Raw genomic sequence first — 18,310 nt, 5'->3', positions numbered from 1 at the left:
GTATGAGGCAGCCGATTGAAGCATTATTTGGTTGGCTCAATAAAGTTACTGGCATTGAAGATGCATCAAACGTCCGTTCATCAAAAGGGTTACTTATACATATTTATGGGAGACTGGCAGCTGCGATGATGCTTCGTAGTTATCCTGAACTTGGCTTTTGATTCAAATATATACCAAAGGACTTAAGTTGACAGAACCTTTGAAAGCATCTGAATAGAAGCGGGGTCATAAATAGAAACTTCTATATAAGGTTCTGGAATTCGATTCTGCTTTAAAAAACGAATTGCTTTTTCCACATTTGCATTATCTACATCCACTTTACTAATTACACCAATAATTCTTTTATTTGGATAAACAGTTAAGATCCCACTTGCAGGAGCAAATCGCATTGCATTTGCAGGTTGTAAATAAACAATTGTTTTTACTGTTGAAATGGTTGAAATTAAGGCACCACTCCAAGCCCTATTATCAACAAACTCTCCCGGAGTATCGACAATATTTCCATCATAATAAATTGGTGCTTGTGTTTTTCCTGTGTTCGTTTTTTGAGTGAGCAATTTACCAATCAAAGCTGATTTCCCTGCATCAACTTCACCCACAAAAACGATGTTATCTAATTGATTTTTTTTCATTTATGTTTTGGTCATTTGACAAGGCGTATAATTTAAACGCGTTTCTAAAACTTGAATAACACGTTGTAACGATTCTTCAACAGCGGCAACGTTACCTGTTATAACCAATGCACCAGAAAACCGGTCTAAAAATCCGATATGGACATTGGCCGCTTTTGTCGCAATATCCCCTGCTATAATTGAAGTTTCACCTGGCGTTAAAGTTAATATCCCAATAGCTCCATTACTTTCAACACCAACCCGCTCACAAAGTTCTTCTGTTGGATTTGCAATAAGATGGGCTAATGTAATTTGCTTGCCTGGGACAAATTCCTGAATAATTCGCTCGGTCGCTGTATCCATAGTCTTTAGAATCCAATTATTTAATAGAAAGCCTCTTATAGAATTATAAGAGGCTTATATTCAACATTAATATTTAAAATTTATTTAATCAAGCTCTGCTTCTGCGGATTTAAGTGCCGCAAACTCCTCCTCAGCAGTTTTTTTAGATACCTCTTTATGTTTAAAGATGAAATAATATAACATTCCAACTACATATAAACCAACGGCCCACATTGCAGCGTTAAAATCATATACAAAGCAAGAGCTTAAAGCAATCAATGATAAGACGAGTGAAATGGTGGCGGTAAAGCTTCCACCAGGTGTTTTATATGGACGTTCCAATTCAGGCTCATTCTTTTTTAGTAGAATATAACTATAAGATTGAAGAGCATATGAAATGGTCGCACCAAATACGGCGATCATAATCATCTTATCTCCTTCACCTGTTAAAGATGCAATAAATCCAACAAGGCCTGGAACAACCAATGCCCAAGTTGGCACTTTTCGTTTGCCCGTTAACGATAGGAATGCCGGTAGATATCCTGCACGAGAAAGTGCAAATACTAGACGACTATAACCATAGATTATTGAAAAGAAAGAGGCGATAAGCCCAGCTAATCCGACTACATTAACAAAACTAGCGAGCATAGAATCTTCGCCATAAACTTTGCGTAATGCGTCAACTAATGGAGCGCCCATTTCACCCGCAGCGGAAGCACCCGCAGCGCCAGGAACGAGAAATAGAACGACGGCAGCGGAAACAAGTAAAAAGAGCATGGCACCAATGATACCTCTGGGTACATCTTTTTTAGGATCTTTGGCTTCTTCTGCTGCTAGAGGAACACCTTCAACTGCAAGAAACAACCACATACCAAATGGTAATGCAGCCCAAACGCCATACCAACCATACGGTAAAAATTCTGTTGCGCCTGCAACATTGACATCAGGGGGAATATCAAATAAATTCGCAACTTCAAAATGAGGAGCCAGACCGAATGCAGTTACAATGATAGCAATAACCGCCAAAGCGGTAATGACCATCATAACGCGTAAAGCTTCCCCCGCACCAATCAAATGAATAGCAATAAATATAACATAAAAAGTCGCATAAACCGTTGGACCATCCCAACCAAATAAAGCATTAGTATATTGGCCTATAAATATAACAATAGCAGCAGGTGCGATCGCATACTCAAGTAATACTGCTAAACCAGTGGCATACCCTCCTACTGGCCCCATTACACGACGAGCAAAACTATACCCTCCCCCTGCTGTTGGAATAGCTGAAGACATTTCAGCCAGCACTAAAACAAGGGCTAAATACATAATTCCCATCAATGTAGCTGCAATTAAGAGCCCTCCCCAGCCAGCAGTTGCAAGGCCAAAGTTCCAGCCAGCATAATCCCCAGAGATCACATAGGAAACTCCTAAACTTGCTAGTAAAAAAGGACCAGCAACACCTTTTTTAAGTTGTCTCTGTTCCATAAATTCAGAAGAACCTGAATCTGTTAATTTATTAGACATTTTGACTCCTAATGAAAGTTAGTTAGTTAGTTAGTTAGTTTACATTACGACATTACACTTCAATGTAATGGTAAAATATGTATATATAGTATTACATTGTTAGCATAAAACATTGATAGCGCCGACAAAACATTAAAAACCTAGTAACTACTCAGCACCTAAATCACATTTATAATAATTTATTAAAAATCAAAAAAAAATCGTGTTTCTTGATCTTTTTACCTTTGTTCTAATTCCTTCTTCAACCTATATTCAACATGATTTATTAAACAAAATAAAATGGTCTAGACATTAAAATCTGTGTCAAAAAATCACACAACAGAGTAAAACCGATATAACATTGCTTCTCTCTCTGCGCGCTTGCTTATCGTTACGCTATTATGTCAGCATCTTTGGCTCAATATCAGTAACGGTAGTAGCCAGTATTAACCTGTACTAAACAGCAAAAAAAAATCTATTTACCTCAACCTAAACTTTTTTAAAACTTCTTGTTGAACTATTATTCAGCAAAGGTTCTTGATTACCACCTTTGCTCAGCCAGTTTTAAAAATCGAGCAGGCATTGGTGGAGTAGCAAGTCGCTCAATCATACTTTCTAAGTCATAACGACGGTTAAATTTATAACTAAATTCCACAAGATATCGAGGAAGGGGCTTCAAATTAATACGTAAAATGTACCATGCATGAAATTTTTTACATGACTAACTGATGTTACGCAGTTGATGAATGGCTACCGTGGGTACATATCGCAATTGGTAATTTGAAAGCTTTCTTACTCGGTACTATTCATGGTGTAACAGGAATATTTCTACAAGAATACTTCATGAGTTCTGTTATCGCTTCAACCGCAGACTTGTAGAAAAAGAAATACCTAATAGGTTGTTAAATTTAGCAATTTTTCATAGCCCAATTATAACAACCGGAGTTAAAGCTTATCTCGTAATATTTCTTTTCTGGGTTGTGCAATGATTTCCATTCCAACTAATAACCCCTTAGATTTTATTTTATTGGCAGCAGCTTCAACGGCGGCGGTAACAGAGGCAACATCTCCCGTTAATGTCACGTAACCTTTGCCACCGATAGCCATTGCCATATGTACTTCTAATAACTGTACATTTGCAGCTTTAACCGCCGCATCAGCCGCTTCAACAATGGATGCAACAGAAAATGTTTCAATAATCCCTAGCGCCCCCGTTTCTTCCACTAAACGAGTTCCAGAAATTGCAGGAAACACATCAGGATGTACATTAGCAATAATCAAGTCATCAACAACTTCCCCTGCACCAATTCGTATTCCAGTCTCAATAGCGGCTTCTACGCTGGCAACATCACCAGAAATCATTACCATAAATTTTCCTGGACAAATTGTCCGATTAAAAATTATCTCTACATCAGCAGCTTTCAACACTGCATCCGTAACAACATAACCCCGTGCTATTGAATTTAATTCAATACAACCAATTGCATTAATCATAATTAACTCTTTTAAATAATTTCAATTTCAATTTCAATAGCAGTATCAACAGCTATCACTTTTCCGTTGATGCTAGAGTGAATAGACACACTAAGCGCATCATCAACAGCTTGCCCAATAATCTGTCCTTTTTTGACAACATCTCCTACCGATACAACCGCATCGGCGGACTTGCCAATATGTTGAGAAAGCGGAATAACCACACGTTCAATATTTTGTTTGTTGGTTGCCAACAACTCATTAAAATCAACATATTCAGCGATCACTGAAATATAATCAACAAGCTCTAAACGTCTAACAAGTTGCTTTGTTGGCACACCTCGATACGATCTTAATGGATGTACATCGATCGTTTTCAACTGTAACTCTGCCGGTGTTTGCCATAAATTATTACTTTTTAATTCACGTTTTGTAGTGACGCAAATTCGGCTAGGATCTAAACCTTCTGGACATGCCCACATAGTACATAAATTACATCCGCTGCATGCCTGAGCAGCTAAAGCGTAGGTTAAATTATTCACACCTGAAACTTGCAACGCACGCATCGCTAAATGTGGTTGGATTGGATAACCTAACAACGCACGAGGACACATTGAAGTACAAAGGTTGCATTGATCACAAGCTGCTTTGCCGATACGTCGTACATCGTCTTCACTTTTTAATTTTGCACGGGCAACACGAGAGTCCCTTTTAATAACCAATAAACCACTGGAAATTTTAGTCACTGGCTGCGTGAGATCTGTGGTAACAGAGCCCATCATAGGTCCCCCTTCAATGACAACAAAATCGTCACATGTGATCCCACCTGCAAGTGCAATAACTTCCTCATATGACATGCCAATCGGCACCCAAGTTGTAAATGGATTTTTGACTTCTCCATGCACGGTTATCATCGTTTCTGTTACTGCATGACCATGTGCCACTTTATAAATGTTGATAAACGATTCAATATTATTGACCATAACACCGATATCTTTTGGCAAACCTCCAGAAGGAACCCTTTTTCCGATCGCTTCATATATCAGCTCAACCTCATCGCCTGCTGGGTAAACATCTTCCATTAACAATAACTCAATTGAATCAGGTAATGTCTCTCGTAAAATATCGATGCTGATTTTATTTTTTTTCTTAATGCCAATAATGCCACGCTTAGCACCAACTTGTTGCATCGCTAATAACATTCCACCAAAAAACTCTTTTGATTCACGTTGCATCAAAACTTGATCTTTATAAAGTAAAGGCTCGCATTCAGCACCATTTGCCATGACATATTCAACTTGACAATCTAATTTTACATACGTTGGAAAACCTGCCCCGCCAGCGCCAACGACGCCTCCTTGTTGAACTTTTTGCAAAAGTTGGTCCATTCAAGCGCTCCTTTCTAATTAATAATGGGTGTTTGTGCTATCTCTAAAACCGCCGCTTCAAATGCATCACAAGCAGCTTGGCATGCAGCCTGCGATCCTGTTAAGAGCGCCCCTCCAAAATTGGTTTCTGATGGCGGCGCAAACAAAGTGACTAATTTAACATCGGCAGCTTTCAATGCTGCATCAACAGCAAACATTGCCTCCAGTGGAGGTGCAATTAAATATGCAAGGGGATCGCCTTGTGTAATGCCAGCTTCTGCAGAGAGATAACTGCCCGTTGAGGAAACTAGATGAGCAAAATATGCAAGCTCACCTTTTTCATCTGCACATTGAAATGCAGCATCTTCTGCTATGAAAGATTTTATTCGATCTAAGCCAGCTTCAATATCAGCCGGTGAACTTGCGGCGATGATACCAATCACCTCCCCAGACGTAGGACCGGATGAATGCCCGGCTCCAGCATAAAATGACTTGGCATATACAACGTCAACATTTGCAACCTTGGTTGCTTCATCTAGCGCGCAATAAGTAACATCATCACAATCAGATGTTATTAAACCAATACAATTATGTTCATCTTTAAGCTTTAGCTCTTTTTTATATGCTGGATCTATTGATGCAATGATACGCGTTGCAAGCACTGACGCTTGAATTTTATCTAAAATAGCCATATTTCACTTCCCACTTTTTATGCTTTTAAATTAATTCCACTTGCTTTTTTAGCTAACATTTTTTTAGCTAAATCAACAATCACAGCAGCAGCTTCTACAGGCGGAGTACCACCAGCATGAATATTAGAAAGAACAGTGCGATCAGACTCTACTGTATCTTTTGATGGTTTATAAATTGCATAGCAACTTAATGACTCTGATTGACCAAGACCAGGACGCTCACCGATCAATAATAAATTTACTTCTGCATTTAATAGCATACCAATTTCATCTTGTGCTTTTACACGACCAAAACGCAAGAAAAATGGTGTGCCAACAGATAACCCTGCATTTTTTAAGCCGTTTATTAATGCGGGCAAAATTTCATCATGATTAGCGGTCACGGCATCAAGGCTTAACCCGTCCGATAAAACAACTTGCACTTGAGGTGATTGGATACAATTCTCTTGCAGTTTTTTTATTGATTCTTCACTCAACTTCCTGCCTTTATCAGGCCTCGTTAAATATTCATCTTTATCTTTTGCACAGCTCTGTACTTCGAGCAAACCTCGCTCTTCAAGCCATGAGGACTCTATATTTTTTAATACCGTATCTTTAGATCTTGAATGATCTGCTAGAAAGCGGAGTAAAGCCGTTGTTCTTGGTCTAGGTCCTGTTCTTCCGGTACCAAGTCGTGCATTTGTTTGACTCATTAAATCATCAATAATTTTAGGATCCGCTGCATTCTGCACACCATTCCATTTTTTAAATTCGATGTTACCTAAATCAGGCAAAAATTCATCGCTAACGACTGTTTTTTGTTGCTCAATGCTAGCAACAGTAGAAGCAGTTTGATCTCCAATTTTAATGATGTCTGCAGATGATAATGCGGACTCCCCTAGCTGAGCCAAAACCGTTGCAACAATATCTTGTATTTTCTGATTATTCATTTCTACATTCCTTACTTAAAGAAAATTGATGGATCGCCCGCTTTACTTGTTAAGCGCCCATTTTCCATCAAGCCCATTGTTTCCATCCAGGCTTCAAATTCAGGTGCAGGTCGTAAATTTAATAGTTGCCTTGCAGTCGCAGTGTCATGAAACGCGGTTGTCTGATAATTTAACATGATGTCATCACCCATCGACATTCCGATGACAAAATTAATACCAGAAGCGGCTAACAAAATTAATAAATTTTCATTTGAATTTTGATCTGTGTCAGCATGATTTGTATAACAAGCATCACATCCCATCGGCATTCCCGATAACTTACCCATAAAATGGTCTTCAAGACCCGCTCGGATAATTTGCTGATGGTTATAGAGGTATTCTGGCCCAATAAATCCAACAACCGTGTTTAATAGATGTGGTTTATAACGCTTCGCCAGTGCATAACAACGCGCTTCCATGGTCATTTGATCTGCACCATAATGAGCATCAGCAGAAAGCGCTGAGCCCTGACCCGTCTCAAAGTACATCATATTTTCGCCAGCAATATTACAATACTGCTTACCAATTTCATAAGCATCGTCGAGCATTTCGACGGTAACACCAAATTCAGTTAACCCTTTTTCTGACCCTGCAATACTTTGGAAAAGTAATCCACCTGGGGCACCTTTTCGTACGGCTTCCATCTGTGTTGTTATATGCGCTAACACACAGGGTTGCGTTGGAATATCCCATTTATTAATCACATCCTGTATTGCATTTAACATCATGGTGGTATTTTCAACGGTGTCTGTGACTGGATTAATACCAATAACAGCATCACCACAGCCAAATGAGAGCCCTTCATAGGTTTGCGCTAAAATTGAACTGATATTATCTCGCGTATCATTAGGTTGAAGTCGGCAACTAAAATGCCCAGGTAAACCAACGGTTGCATTCGCTTTAGTAATAACATGTAATTTTTTAGCGCCATACATCAAGTCACTATTGGAATTTAATTTCGCAACCGCAGAAACCATTTCTGCTGTTAACCCCTTGCGTAAACGAGAGTAATCTTCATCCGTTGGTGTGTCTGAAAGAATGTATTCACGAAGCTCACTGACCGTCCAATTTTTAATTTTTTTAAACGAAGTCTGGTTTAAACTGTCTTGGTCGATTCGTGTAATAATATCCTGCTCATAGCTTACAACAGGATTTTCTCGTAAATCATTGAGTGTCATTTCTGAGAGCACATGTTTAGCAGCAACACGCTCTTGAGCAGTATCGGCAGCAATGCCAGCTAATACATCACCAGAGCGTAAATCAGAAGCTTTTGCTAAAACTTCTTTCACACTATCAAATGTATATGCATGCCCAAACAAGTTTGTTTTTAATTTCATAAGCGATCCCAATTAAGATGAAAAGGCAAGAGATTTAACCGTTAATGGTAATACCTCTCCGCCAAAATAACTTTTTCCAATATCTAAATAGTCACCTTCCTGCGTTGCCACCTCATCAATAACATTGAGAGACTGTGTCGAAAGTAATGGCGCAAGGATCATACCTAATGCCTTTCCGATATCGTTATGCAAAACAATTAAAGCAGTTAAATGGCTATTTCCATGTTTTTGATAAAATAAAGCTAACTCTGTTGATAAGTGTAAAACGGTTTTGTAGCGTACCGGCATATCTTGCCCGAATGAGATCGCATAGTGGTCATCTTTTAAAGACAAGTCCATGCGAAGCGCTGCTATGATAATTTTCTGGCAAATCTCTGGCTCACTTTCCGCCCAATCGATAACCGGGTGAACCACTGGAATGTTTTTAAGTGGTAACTCCGCCGCATTAATCCAAATTGTCGATCCTGATAATGTTAACGAGTAAGCACCCGCACCAATGACCGTTGCTCGTAATGTCTGTTTAGGTTGCTTCACTTTCCAAGTTGAGAGCGCGGTACTATTAAGTAACGCTTTGGCAAGTAACGGCCCTAAATCACCAAAATTGGGCACACTGGCCGTTTGCTGACGATAGTAACAATCGCCAACACCGCCACTTAGAAAAATAACATCCAAACCTTGCAAGTCGCTTAGCTTTTCTGTTTGTAATAACTCAGTTGCCAACGGGCTTGGCTTCCCTTGAATAATTTCAACAATTAACTCTGCCATACGTAACGCAATTTGACTTACATGCTGTTTAGTTATTTTTGTGGGCAATAAAGCATCGCCGAATAAGTCTTTAATAATAAGACTCGCAGGCTTATGGATATAATTAACATTACCCGCGTTATCTAATTCTACGAGCCTGCCTCCCACATTTAAACACGCTGTTTGAGACACTTTCCCACAATCAAAAATAACGTAATTTGAAGTTCCACCACCAATGTCAATATTGAGTACTTTTAAATGGTTCACTTTAGAATATTCTTGTGCACCGCTTCCTTTCCCTGAAATAACCGATTCAAGATTAGGCCCCGCTGTTGCTACAACAAAATCTCCAAGTTGCTCTGACAGTCCCATAATCGCCTGTCGCGCATTTTTCGCTTTGGCCGTTTCACCAGTAATAATAATTGCCCCCGTCTCAACCCCTTCAGATGAAAACCCAGCTTCTTTTATTTGCTGATCAATAAAGTGCCTTAATTCAATAGTATCAATTAACCCCTCTCGATTAATTGGGGTAAATAAAATAGGACTTTGATAACTAATCTGTCTATCAATAAATTCATATACGGGTACTTGAGATGCTGGCGCTCTATTGACAACCGTTAAATCTGAAAAAATAACTTGCGTGGTTGTCGTGCCAATATCAATGCCAATACTATGAATTACCTTTCTGTTCATTACTGGTAGCCTGCTGGTAATGTACCCTCAAAGACTTTATCGAGTAGATCTTCTATTTGCACCCTTGATACTTTTCGAGGATTACCCATCAAACAAATATCTTGTATTGCCCGTTTAGATATTTTTGAAAAATCTTGTTTATTCACATTAAAATTAGCCAATGATGTCGGCAAACCTAAATCTACAATTAACTCTCTTACTGCCATGATAGTCACCCTACATCGCTCTCTTTGTGTCATAGAATCACGACTAACACCTAAAGCAACAGCAAGCTCTGCATATTCTTTTTCACAGGTAAGTGAATTAAACACCATCACATAAGGCAGTAAAATTGCATTGGCATCGCCATGAGAAATATCATACCGAGCACCTATTTGATGTGCTATGGCATGTATTAAACCTAACCCTGAATTACTAAAAGCAAGCCCTGCTTTGTAAGCAGAAACAGACATATCATAACGAGCATCTAAATTATCACCATTACCAACAGCAATAGGTAATGCTGTAATAAGTGTTTCAATTGCATGATATGCATAAGCTTTTGAGAGAGGGTTTGAATGCAGAGAAACATATGATTCTATTGCATGGGTGAGAGTATCAACACCGGTTGCAGCGGTAATATGAGCGGGGACTCCTAACATCAAATTGGGATCTAATACCGCTATATCTGGCACTAATGACGCACCTTTGATAGGTACTTTAATGTTATTTTTTAGATCTTTAATCACGGTAATATCTGTTGCTTCTGAACCGGTTCCCGCCGTCGTAGGCACGGCTCCCAGCCCCACTTTCCGAGAAGATATCCCCCCCAATTTCAACTCAGACAAGGGGCCTTTATAGTCCTCGATAACAGCAATACCTTTTGCCGTATCAAGCGCAGAGCCACCACCGATTCCAAGTACAAAATCAGCTTGACTTTGTCGTAATATTTCTACACCTTGATAAATAAGATCACTATCGGGCTCACCACATACCTCAGAAAATAATGTAAACTTTAACCCTGCCATTACAATTGAATCTTGACAAGCAGTCACTAATCCCAGTTTATTAACTGTTTTATCGGCAACAATTAAAATATGCCTTGCACCTAATTCTAACAATGCATCACCAATTTGATTTATGCAGTTCCCCCCCAAAATAGTTACCGCTGGAGAGCGAAACGTAAACCCCTTATATACATTCTGTTTCCGAATGCTTTGGCTAACTATAGAGGCAACATCTTCATGAGAAAGGGCTAAATTTGACATTATTTATTCCTATTTTCTGTTAGAGCATAACTGGCAATGGCAAGAGGGGTTAAATATAATGCCCTTGATAACTTCACAATTTTTAACTGTGGAAAAGCATTCTGAAAGATTTCAACAAAACCTCCTATCAGCGTCCCCCCCCCCGTCAAATAAAGTGTTTTAGGTGCATAGCCTTTGATATGTTCAGTAACAATCATGGCCATTTTTTCCACAACAGGTGCAACCATTGTTGCAATGATCCTATCATTTTCACTTTCTCTCTTGAGCAACTCCGCCTCTTCAATACTAATTTTCATACCACCCGCGATTGTTAATGTCATATGGCGCCCCCCCGAAGGCTCATCTAATGACAAAACCAACTCATGATTTTCAATAATAGCGGTACCTGTTGTCCCCCCGCCAACATCAACAACAACCCCTGATTTAACATGTAATAATGCAGCCACACTTGATGGCTCATCAATCACTTCTGTTACCAACACGCCAGTGGATTCAACAACATTAATTGAAATGCGCGGATCGGTACCTGGTGGATATGACGTAATGGCCTCTGTCACTTCAATACCTAACTTTTGTGTTACCTTCGAAATTTGCTTCTGGACAATTTGACAAGCGCCAAAATAATCAACAACAACACCATCACGAACCACATCGGCCCAATCTAAAAAAGCAGCAATAGGCACGCCACTCGCATTGATAACAACGGTTTGAATATCTGCGGTGCCTAAATCAATACCCACATAAAAGACCTCTGGCGTTTCAATCGGCTCTTCATCATTCAAGATACGCTCTATGGTCATCAAATTTTCATTTGCAAAGGTCAAGTAATCTTGTTGCATTATACAATCCTAAATGAATCTACTAGGGTACAGCGACGTTTACGTGTAAAGGTCAGCGCATTAGTCACTCCCTCACCTGTTGGGGTAGAAATCGTCATCGTTGTCCAACCTTCACCACCGGCGCCGATTGCCGCAATGGCAGGGCCATTCTTAGCCAGTAAACTACAGTCCATTTTGTACGCCATCCTTGTTAACGCATCTACATTTTTAGAATGAATAGCCGCGGTGTGACGATTTTTATGTTCTAGCTCTACCGCCCAATCAATTGCCTGATTCACATCAGCAGCTCGAATTAAAGGTAAAATAGGCATCATTTGCTCGATGACTGCAAATATATGGGATTTATCGGCGTCAAAAATTAACAAGCGCGTTTCTTTTGGTACATCAATACCGGCAGCAGCAGCGATCACAGAGGCATCACGTCCAACCCACTTAGGGTTCACAGAAATGTTATCACCGGGGTAGCCTCGTAATACGATTTTGGCAATAGTATCGACTTGATCTAACGTAAGGAAATGGGCGCCATGTCGGCACATTTGTGTTTTAAGTTCATCTGCAATTGAGCTAACAGCAATAATCTCTTTTTCAGTCACACAAACAATATTGTTATCAAAAGAAGCACCTTCGACAATTGAAATAGCCGCGCGTTCAATATCGGCAGTTTCATCAACCACAACCGGTGGGTTACCAGGTCCAGCTGCAATTAAGCGTTTATCGGTTACTGCACGAGCAGCATCAACAACCGCATCTCCTCCTGTCACGACGAGTAAACGAATGCCAGGGTAAACAAATAAAGCTTGTGCATTTTCAAGTGAGGGTTTTAGCACTGTTGTACAAATACTGGCAGGGCCACCCGCACGTTCAGATGCTTTATTTATCAGTTGAATGGTATACTGTGATACTTTTTTTGCAGCGGGATGAGGCGCAAATACGACGGCATTGCCACCTGCGATCATACTAATCGCATTATTAATAACCGTACATGTTGGATTAGTACTTGGCGTCACCGATGCGATAACGCCCCAAGGCGCATTTTCCATTAGACTGAGACCTGCATCTCCAGATACTGCTTGAGGCGCTAAAATTTCAGTACCTGGTGTGCGATGAGCAACAAGCAAATGTTTTTTTATCTTATCTTCCACACGCCCGAATCCTGTTTCAGCAACCGCCATTTCAGATAATTCTTTTGCATGCTTCTTCGTCATTCTGCGAATTTCTAAAATGATATTGTCGCGAATGGCGATAGTACCTATCTGTTTTTGTGAGGCCGTTGCAGCTGCAACGGCTCCATCTAACGTGTCAAATACGCCATAATCACCTTGCTCTTTTAATGAACAGGATGACTCAGTGGTCGGTGAAGCATGTTGTAATTGAGAAATGACTCGCTTCACTATTTCAGCTATATCTTGTTGTTCCATAATAACTGCCTTTCTAAGTTTAATTACATTTTATTTTTACCATAACAACACTCATGATGAGCTGATACTTCATCAATAATTCCAACAATACAAAGATCTACTGGGGAGTTTTTTTCTTGGCCATACGCGGCTCTAGCAGAGCTTCCGGCAACAACCATCACCCACTCACCTTCACCCGCCCCAAGTTGGTCTAATGCAATATGAACACTTCCATTGCCTTCCCCATGCTGATTGACAAATTCTACTAAACATAATTTGTCCATTTGCATATTCTGACTACGGACTGTTGCAATTACATGCCCAATCACACGCGCTATTCTCATGGAATACCTTTACCCTAATTTCAACGTACATTTTTTGGTGTAGTTATTGGCACTTAACCTTGGTTACTTTTTTGCTGTGATAGGAAAAACAGCTTCCAGATCTTGATGTGGTCGCGGTATCACATGGACAGCCACTAACTCACCTAAGCGTTGTGCAACAACAGAGCCTGCATCAGTAGCGGCTTTGCAAGATGCAACATCACCTCGAATGAAAGCCGTGACATAACCAGAGCCTATTTGCTGATAGCCAACTAATTCAACACTTGCAGCCTTAACCATTGCATCAGATGCTTCGATCAATGCCGTTAACCCTTTTGTTTCTAAAATACCTAAAGCGTCCATTTTTATTTCCTTTTATGATTTTGTTGTACGAGATTTTATTGGTTTTTCCATTTTAATTGGAAAAATACCTTCGAGATCGCCATGAGGTCGAGGAATAACATGTACTGCAACAACTTCTCCCAAGCGTTGAGCAGCTGCTGCACCCGCATCCGTTGCAGCTTTACAGGCAGCAACATCACCGCGTACCATTGCAGATACATAACCAGAACCAATTTGTTTATAACCAACAAGTTCAACTCTTGCGGCTTTCACCATTGCGTCTGAGGCTTCAATTAAAGCAGTCAAACCTTTCGTTTCAATAATACCTAAAGCTTCCATTTTATCTCCTTAAAAGTGTAGGTTGGGTTAATCGTCATGCATTTTAGATGCGAGGACAGAAATATCGATAATGTCATCTATACTGCAGCCACGAGACAAGTCGTGAACATGCCCAGAAAGCCCCTGCAACATCGGGCCAATAGCAACATAGCCACCAAGTCTTTGAGCAACTTTATAGGCAATATTGGCAGCATTTAGTGATGGAAAAACAAATACATTTGCGCTACCAGCCAACGGGCTATTAGGCATTTTTTTCCTTGCAACCGCAGGAACAATCGCAGCATCAAATTGCACTTCTCCATCAATAATCAAATTAGGCTCTCGTTGACGAACGAGCTCAGTAGCTTCAATAACATTATTTACCGCTGGATGAGATGCGCTTCCTTTGGTTGAAAATGAAAGCATCGCAATACGCGGTTCATTTCCGGTTATTTTTTTATAGTTTTTTGCTGTATCGATAGCGATATCAGCAAGTTGCTCAACCGTTGGCAAAGGGATAACGCCCGCGTCAGCAAAGGCAAACACATTATCGCCTTCCGGTGCCAACATTAAGAAAAAACTCGAAACAGTTTTAGAGTTTTTAGCGACGCCAACACCACGAATAGCGGCACGAAGAACATTACCCGTTGTAGAAAGGTTTCCGCTAATACAAATATCAGCATAACCTTGATCAACCATCATCATGCTAAAGTTCAGAGGATTTTTTAATCTTTTTATGGCTTCGTCTCTCTCCAACGGCTTTCTTTGTTTTGCCATATAAAGTGAAACCATCTCATCAAAGCATCCTGAAAATTCAGGCGCTAAGACGGTTAAACAGGGCATTGATATTCCAGCAGCATGTGCACAATCACGTAATTCGAAAGGACTTCCTAATAGAATCGGCTCGGCTAACCCTGCCAATTTCATATCATTTGCAGCACGTAATAAACGCACATCATTTGCATCAGGAAATACTATTCTTTTAGGGCTATTGAGGCACTGAGCGCGACACTCATCAAGCAACGTCATGATTTAATCCTTTTAAAACAGACTCTTGTCCGTTATTACATTGTAAAATCAAAATTTGAATAACATAAACGGCACTCGATAAGCGATTTAAACCAGAGATAATATCGCTTCGATCAACTCCCCCACTGTTTAGCTGCAAGCTATGATCGATAAAAGTTTGTGTTGCTACGAGTTCTAATTCTCGAATTAATGCTCTTAAATAATTTAACTTACCAACTAAAGATCCAAAAGTAACATCAGGCAAAATGTGATCATGTCCAAGATATTTTAATGGATTATGTGACCAGCGATGAATATCAGAAGAGGAAAAGTCGCCTAGAAATAATTCTGGCAATGCTTTTTCCATCACTTCTGCTTTTAATATTTCACCAAGATAAGAACGTATATCGGCCAAAAAACCCGTTAATAAAGCGGGCTCTTTCAGCATGTCAATTTGAACGAGTGTGCAGTAACTAATGCACAAATCTAATTTACCCCGCAAAAAAATACGGGGATGTGTTTTCGGGACTAATAATTTGTCATTTAAATGAGTCATCAATGCCGGTTTATCAACAACATCCGATCCACATAACAAACAATTATTTTCAGGTTTGATATTATTTGTTTTAAGGGGGTGAACTTTTTTAAAAACAGAGTGACCTTTGCCTTTGTCAAATTCTTCAACAAAAACTTGACCTTTTTCATCTTGCCAGCGAATTGAGATACCGCGAGAATCAATCAACTGTTTTGCTGATGGCGTAAATTTAGTACCAATAGTTAATACTATTTCACCGCCAATGCGCATTCCGAAATTACTTAAAAGGTAATCTTCTGTAATAAATTTAACTGCTGAATTGCTTTGCATGTTTAAGACCAGTCTGCTGGATAGGTAATATAGATATACCGAACATGCGTAGGTGTTCCAAATTCAACGGTGCTACCCTTAGGAATGAAGATGATATCACCTGGTTTTGCGATTGATGTGCCGGAAGCAGTTTTAACATGAAGCTCTCCTTCGAGTACCACATTAATTTCATCGTAAGTTAGCGTCCAAGGGAAAAATGCATTTTCCCACCCCATATAACCCACTCCCATATTACTTTTATCTTCAGGTCCAATGACGTCAGTTAAACCAATGTTTTTCCCAGGAGCACCATCAAACACTTCTAATTGAACCGCACTACCCTGAATGAGAACAATGCCATCATCATTTATTTGTCGAGGACAGCTTGGTACTTTCTGACTAAAGTTTTCCAATGCTTTGGAAACTAAATTTTCTATCTCTTTGCTTTGAGTGGTGTCGACATTAGGTAATTGGGCTTTGATTTCATTTTTAATGAACTCTGGAGAAAAGTTCTTTGTATTACTTTCTGGCGCTTCCTCTAAAATTCTAATGCCATCATTTTTTGCAATATCCAATGCCTCAGGAGTAATAATAAAACGTTTACTTGGAGCTACGATATAATCTTTTTTATCTAATTTGGCCTGTTTAATATCTGCTGCTGAGATTAATTTTTTCATTAATAACACCCTCAAAACCTAAAACTTAGTTTAAAATAGATAGAGCCAAATTAAAAAGAGCTTGCTTTAATTCGGCTCTATCTCTCTTGAATGTTCACATTATATTCCGAAATTTCAGCAAAAACTTGATGCAAAGCACAGTTTCATAATGATTTTTTATTTTCATAAAAAACACAAAAGATATATATTACAGAGGATATTGCCATCGAAAATATAAAATAAAAAACAAAAATAAATTAAATTTTTTAGCGCGAGATCAATCTGTACATAACCTGAATTAGGGGTGGTAATTCAGTAAAAACATAAAATTTTTATCAGGGTCATGTAGCATAGTTGAAAATAACTGTAAGTGATAACGGGGACATGAATGCTTTTTAACACCACTTAGCTTTATAATTTATTTTTAATCATTGATGTTGCGCAGTTAAGACTTGCTCTAGGTGCAAAGCCTCAATTGTTGTTTTTTGTGCTTTGATATAAAGTTTTATTTTCAAAGCGAATGTCGTAAGCCCTTTTTTTATATTCAAGTACTCTAACTTTACCGTGGCTAGCAATGACATGAAAATAGGGTTGCTTGGCGTCTTTATTGTTTTTGCTGGCGATTTTTCTGATGCAGTATTGGATTTTATGTTTTTATGGAAAACCTCAACTTTCCACCGTTTTTGATAGATCGTTTCTATGGCGTCTTTATCGAGCTCAACATCATTACAACCATTCCACTTAATGTAATGATCAGGTTTTGCGTAGGATAAATTACTAAGATCAAGGCGCATGATTGAGTAATAAGCAAAACGATCATTTGTTTTGTACTGCGTACTGTTTGACGAAGTCAAATAGAGAAGTTAGCTATTGCGATTGAATGCAACGCAGATATGAGTAATTTAAACCAGTAAAAACGATCAGTTACTTAGGCGAATTGGTATTAGCCAATGGCTCTGTTCCATTTTGCTGTTGTCGCCACTTAAATTACAAAGAGTTATAGATAAAGCAAATTAACGTAATCTCAACATTTACAAGGTGTTAGATTAAACAATAAAACCAGATGGAACAGAGCCTAGTCAATACATAGCGCCATTTTAACTTATTTTGTTTACATGCTTTGAGGATCTCAATTAAATCGTCATTCTTAGGTGTTTCACTTTTTATTTTTCTCGTGGAAATGTCAGAGTATTGAATCGGTTTCGTTATTAGTTTAAAGGCAACGGAGAGGCTTGCTCTATTAGAGTGATAAATACAATTCAGTAAATTAATGCCTTTCACAGAACCACCAACAGTATGCTCAAAGTGCCAGTTAATAAGCTCATTTCCACTGGAATAAGGCTTTTCTTGAACAGTATTATCAAAGATTAAGACACCTTCATCAGATTCTATTTCGCGCACCTATTTTTTGGCTCTGTTGTAGAACACTGTTGTCACCCATAGGCCGCGACTAATATTTCCTGTTTATTGAGCTTTGCGTTGCTTTCCCTAAACCAAGCAAGATAATTCGATAAATACTTTGTTGCTACGCCTTTCATTTTTCCGTTAACCCAACCCTTAAAATGCGCTATTGCACCGTTCACGGTCTGGATGTGGTAAACCTTAT

At 39.2% G+C, this 18,310-nt stretch carries 18 protein-coding genes and 5 pseudogenes; 1 reads left to right on the top strand and 22 read right to left on the bottom strand.

Going from position 1 to position 18,310, the window contains the following annotated elements; translation table 11 throughout:
* Window positions 1-182: 182 nt before the first annotated feature.
* The 4 genes and pseudogenes from G322_RS0110620 to G322_RS24210 all read right to left on the bottom strand — a co-directional run.
* Entirely contained in the window at window positions 183-632 is a 450-nt protein-coding gene (locus G322_RS0110620) for a EutP/PduV family microcompartment system protein (RefSeq protein ID WP_022941767.1), read from the bottom strand.
* Window positions 633-974, bottom strand: a complete 342-nt coding sequence (gene eutS / locus G322_RS0110615; RefSeq protein ID WP_022941766.1) for an ethanolamine utilization microcompartment protein EutS — start codon at window positions 972-974, stop codon at window positions 633-635.
* Window positions 975-1,058: 84 nt separating this feature from the next.
* Window positions 1,059-2,477, bottom strand: coding sequence for an ethanolamine permease (gene eat, locus G322_RS0110610; RefSeq protein WP_022941765.1), 1,419 nt, complete (start codon window positions 2,475-2,477; stop codon window positions 1,059-1,061).
* 520 nt (window positions 2,478-2,997) lie between these two features.
* Window positions 2,998-3,188 (bottom strand): annotated as a pseudogene (locus G322_RS24210) (IS1595 family transposase); the annotation flags it as partial.
* A gap of 6 nt (window positions 3,189-3,194) precedes the next feature.
* On the opposite strand from G322_RS24210, the pseudogene G322_RS22700 reads away from it, so the two are divergent.
* Window positions 3,195-3,445, top strand: a pseudogene (locus G322_RS22700) (hypothetical protein); the annotation flags it as partial.
* Here the strand turns inward: G322_RS22700 and G322_RS0110605 are convergent.
* The 18 genes and pseudogenes from G322_RS0110605 to G322_RS23370 form a co-directional block, all read right to left on the bottom strand.
* Window positions 3,402-3,950: a BMC domain-containing protein gene (locus G322_RS0110605; RefSeq protein WP_022941764.1), complete on the bottom strand. Its 549-nt coding sequence runs from the start codon at window positions 3,948-3,950 to the stop codon at window positions 3,402-3,404. The pseudogene G322_RS22700 and the gene G322_RS0110605 overlap by 44 nt on opposite strands.
* Before the next feature lie 11 nt (window positions 3,951-3,961).
* A complete protein-coding gene (locus G322_RS0110600) occupies window positions 3,962-5,317 on the bottom strand; it encodes a 4Fe-4S dicluster domain-containing protein (protein WP_022941763.1) in 1,356 nt (451 codons plus the stop codon).
* A 14-nt stretch (window positions 5,318-5,331) separates the two neighbouring features.
* Window positions 5,332-5,988 carry an ethanolamine utilization microcompartment protein EutL gene (gene eutL, locus G322_RS0110595; protein ID WP_022941762.1) on the bottom strand — a complete coding sequence of 219 codons (657 nt, stop codon included), beginning with the start codon at window positions 5,986-5,988 and terminating at the stop codon, window positions 5,332-5,334.
* Window positions 5,989-6,005: 17 nt separating this feature from the next.
* Window positions 6,006-6,917, bottom strand: a complete 912-nt coding sequence (gene eutC, locus G322_RS0110590) for an ethanolamine ammonia-lyase subunit EutC (protein WP_022941761.1) — start codon at window positions 6,915-6,917, stop codon at window positions 6,006-6,008.
* Between the two features lie 11 nt (window positions 6,918-6,928).
* A complete protein-coding gene (locus G322_RS0110585) occupies window positions 6,929-8,293 on the bottom strand; it encodes an ethanolamine ammonia-lyase subunit EutB (RefSeq protein WP_022941760.1) in 1,365 nt (454 codons plus the stop codon).
* 12 nt (window positions 8,294-8,305) lie between these two features.
* Window positions 8,306-9,730, bottom strand: coding sequence for an ethanolamine ammonia-lyase reactivating factor EutA (locus G322_RS0110580; protein WP_022941759.1), 1,425 nt, complete (start codon window positions 9,728-9,730; stop codon window positions 8,306-8,308).
* On the bottom strand, window positions 9,730-10,977 hold the full coding sequence (locus tag G322_RS0110575; protein ID WP_022941758.1) for an iron-containing alcohol dehydrogenase family protein: 1,248 nt from the start codon (window positions 10,975-10,977) through the stop codon (window positions 9,730-9,732). Before G322_RS0110575 ends, G322_RS0110580 begins: the two co-directional genes overlap by 1 nt.
* Window positions 10,977-11,816, bottom strand: a complete 840-nt coding sequence (eutJ, locus tag G322_RS0110570; protein WP_022941757.1) for an ethanolamine utilization protein EutJ — start codon at window positions 11,814-11,816, stop codon at window positions 10,977-10,979. Before eutJ ends, G322_RS0110575 begins: the two co-directional genes overlap by 1 nt.
* The gene (locus tag G322_RS0110565) at window positions 11,816-13,234 is read right to left on the bottom strand and encodes an aldehyde dehydrogenase family protein (RefSeq protein ID WP_022941756.1); all 1,419 of its coding nucleotides are present in this window, start codon (window positions 13,232-13,234) and stop codon (window positions 11,816-11,818) included. The genes eutJ and G322_RS0110565 overlap by 1 nt, the downstream gene beginning before the upstream one ends.
* Window positions 13,235-13,257: 23 nt before the next feature.
* Window positions 13,258-13,557, bottom strand: coding sequence for a EutN/CcmL family microcompartment protein (locus G322_RS0110560; RefSeq protein ID WP_022941755.1), 300 nt, complete (start codon window positions 13,555-13,557; stop codon window positions 13,258-13,260).
* A gap of 63 nt (window positions 13,558-13,620) precedes the next feature.
* Entirely contained in the window at window positions 13,621-13,899 is a 279-nt protein-coding gene (eutM, locus tag G322_RS0110555) for an ethanolamine utilization microcompartment protein EutM (protein ID WP_022941754.1), read from the bottom strand.
* A gap of 12 nt (window positions 13,900-13,911) precedes the next feature.
* Window positions 13,912-14,217, bottom strand: a complete 306-nt coding sequence (gene eutM / locus G322_RS0110550; RefSeq protein WP_022941753.1) for an ethanolamine utilization microcompartment protein EutM — start codon at window positions 14,215-14,217, stop codon at window positions 13,912-13,914.
* A 27-nt stretch (window positions 14,218-14,244) separates the two neighbouring features.
* Entirely contained in the window at window positions 14,245-15,225 is a 981-nt protein-coding gene (locus G322_RS0110545) for a phosphotransacetylase (RefSeq protein WP_022941752.1), read from the bottom strand.
* On the bottom strand, window positions 15,212-16,069 hold the full coding sequence (gene eutT, locus G322_RS0110540) for an ethanolamine utilization cob(I)yrinic acid a,c-diamide adenosyltransferase EutT (RefSeq protein ID WP_022941751.1): 858 nt from the start codon (window positions 16,067-16,069) through the stop codon (window positions 15,212-15,214). Before eutT ends, G322_RS0110545 begins: the two co-directional genes overlap by 14 nt.
* 2 nt (window positions 16,070-16,071) lie before the next feature.
* Entirely contained in the window at window positions 16,072-16,725 is a 654-nt protein-coding gene (gene eutQ / locus G322_RS0110535; RefSeq protein ID WP_022941750.1) for an ethanolamine utilization acetate kinase EutQ, read from the bottom strand.
* A 407-nt stretch (window positions 16,726-17,132) separates the two neighbouring features.
* A pseudogene (locus G322_RS20510) lies at window positions 17,133-17,432 on the bottom strand (IS701 family transposase); the annotation flags it as partial.
* A gap of 328 nt (window positions 17,433-17,760) precedes the next feature.
* Window positions 17,761-18,105 (bottom strand): annotated as a pseudogene (locus G322_RS21775) (IS701 family transposase); the annotation flags it as partial.
* A 32-nt stretch (window positions 18,106-18,137) separates the two neighbouring features.
* A pseudogene (locus tag G322_RS23370) lies at window positions 18,138-18,310 on the bottom strand (IS1595 family transposase); the annotation flags it as partial.

It is taken from the genome of Psychromonas hadalis ATCC BAA-638, assembly GCF_000420245.1.
GTDB classification, from domain to species: domain Bacteria; phylum Pseudomonadota; class Gammaproteobacteria; order Enterobacterales; family Psychromonadaceae; genus Psychromonas; species Psychromonas hadalis.
This window is presented reverse-complemented; position numbering and strand designations above follow the sequence as displayed.

Coding starts and splice junctions, on each gene's coding strand:
- G322_RS0110620 (WP_022941767.1), bottom strand. CDS start 632: ATGAAAAAAAATCAATTAGATAACATCGTTTTTGTGGGTGAAGTTGAT.
- eutS (WP_022941766.1), bottom strand. CDS start 974: ATGGATACAGCGACCGAGCGAATTATTCAGGAATTTGTCCCAGGCAAG.
- eat (WP_022941765.1), bottom strand. CDS start 2,477: ATGTCTAATAAATTAACAGATTCAGGTTCTTCTGAATTTATGGAACAG.
- G322_RS0110605 (WP_022941764.1), bottom strand. CDS start 3,950: ATGATTAATGCAATTGGTTGTATTGAATTAAATTCAATAGCACGGGGT.
- G322_RS0110600 (WP_022941763.1), bottom strand. CDS start 5,317: ATGGACCAACTTTTGCAAAAAGTTCAACAAGGAGGCGTCGTTGGCGCT.
- eutL (WP_022941762.1), bottom strand. CDS start 5,988: ATGGCTATTTTAGATAAAATTCAAGCGTCAGTGCTTGCAACGCGTATC.
- eutC (WP_022941761.1), bottom strand. CDS start 6,917: ATGAATAATCAGAAAATACAAGATATTGTTGCAACGGTTTTGGCTCAG.
- G322_RS0110585 (WP_022941760.1), bottom strand. CDS start 8,293: ATGAAATTAAAAACAAACTTGTTTGGGCATGCATATACATTTGATAGT.
- G322_RS0110580 (WP_022941759.1), bottom strand. CDS start 9,730: ATGAACAGAAAGGTAATTCATAGTATTGGCATTGATATTGGCACGACA.
- G322_RS0110575 (WP_022941758.1), bottom strand. CDS start 10,977: ATGTCAAATTTAGCCCTTTCTCATGAAGATGTTGCCTCTATAGTTAGC.
- eutJ (WP_022941757.1), bottom strand. CDS start 11,816: ATGCAACAAGATTACTTGACCTTTGCAAATGAAAATTTGATGACCATA.
- G322_RS0110565 (WP_022941756.1), bottom strand. CDS start 13,234: ATGGAACAACAAGATATAGCTGAAATAGTGAAGCGAGTCATTTCTCAA.
- G322_RS0110560 (WP_022941755.1), bottom strand. CDS start 13,557: ATGAGAATAGCGCGTGTGATTGGGCATGTAATTGCAACAGTCCGTAGT.
- eutM (WP_022941754.1), bottom strand. CDS start 13,899: ATGGACGCTTTAGGTATTTTAGAAACAAAAGGGTTAACGGCATTGATC.
- eutM (WP_022941753.1), bottom strand. CDS start 14,217: ATGGAAGCTTTAGGTATTATTGAAACGAAAGGTTTGACTGCTTTAATT.
- G322_RS0110545 (WP_022941752.1), bottom strand. CDS start 15,225: ATGACGTTGCTTGATGAGTGTCGCGCTCAGTGCCTCAATAGCCCTAAA.
- eutT (WP_022941751.1), bottom strand. CDS start 16,069: ATGCAAAGCAATTCAGCAGTTAAATTTATTACAGAAGATTACCTTTTA.
- eutQ (WP_022941750.1), bottom strand. CDS start 16,725: ATGAAAAAATTAATCTCAGCAGCAGATATTAAACAGGCCAAATTAGAT.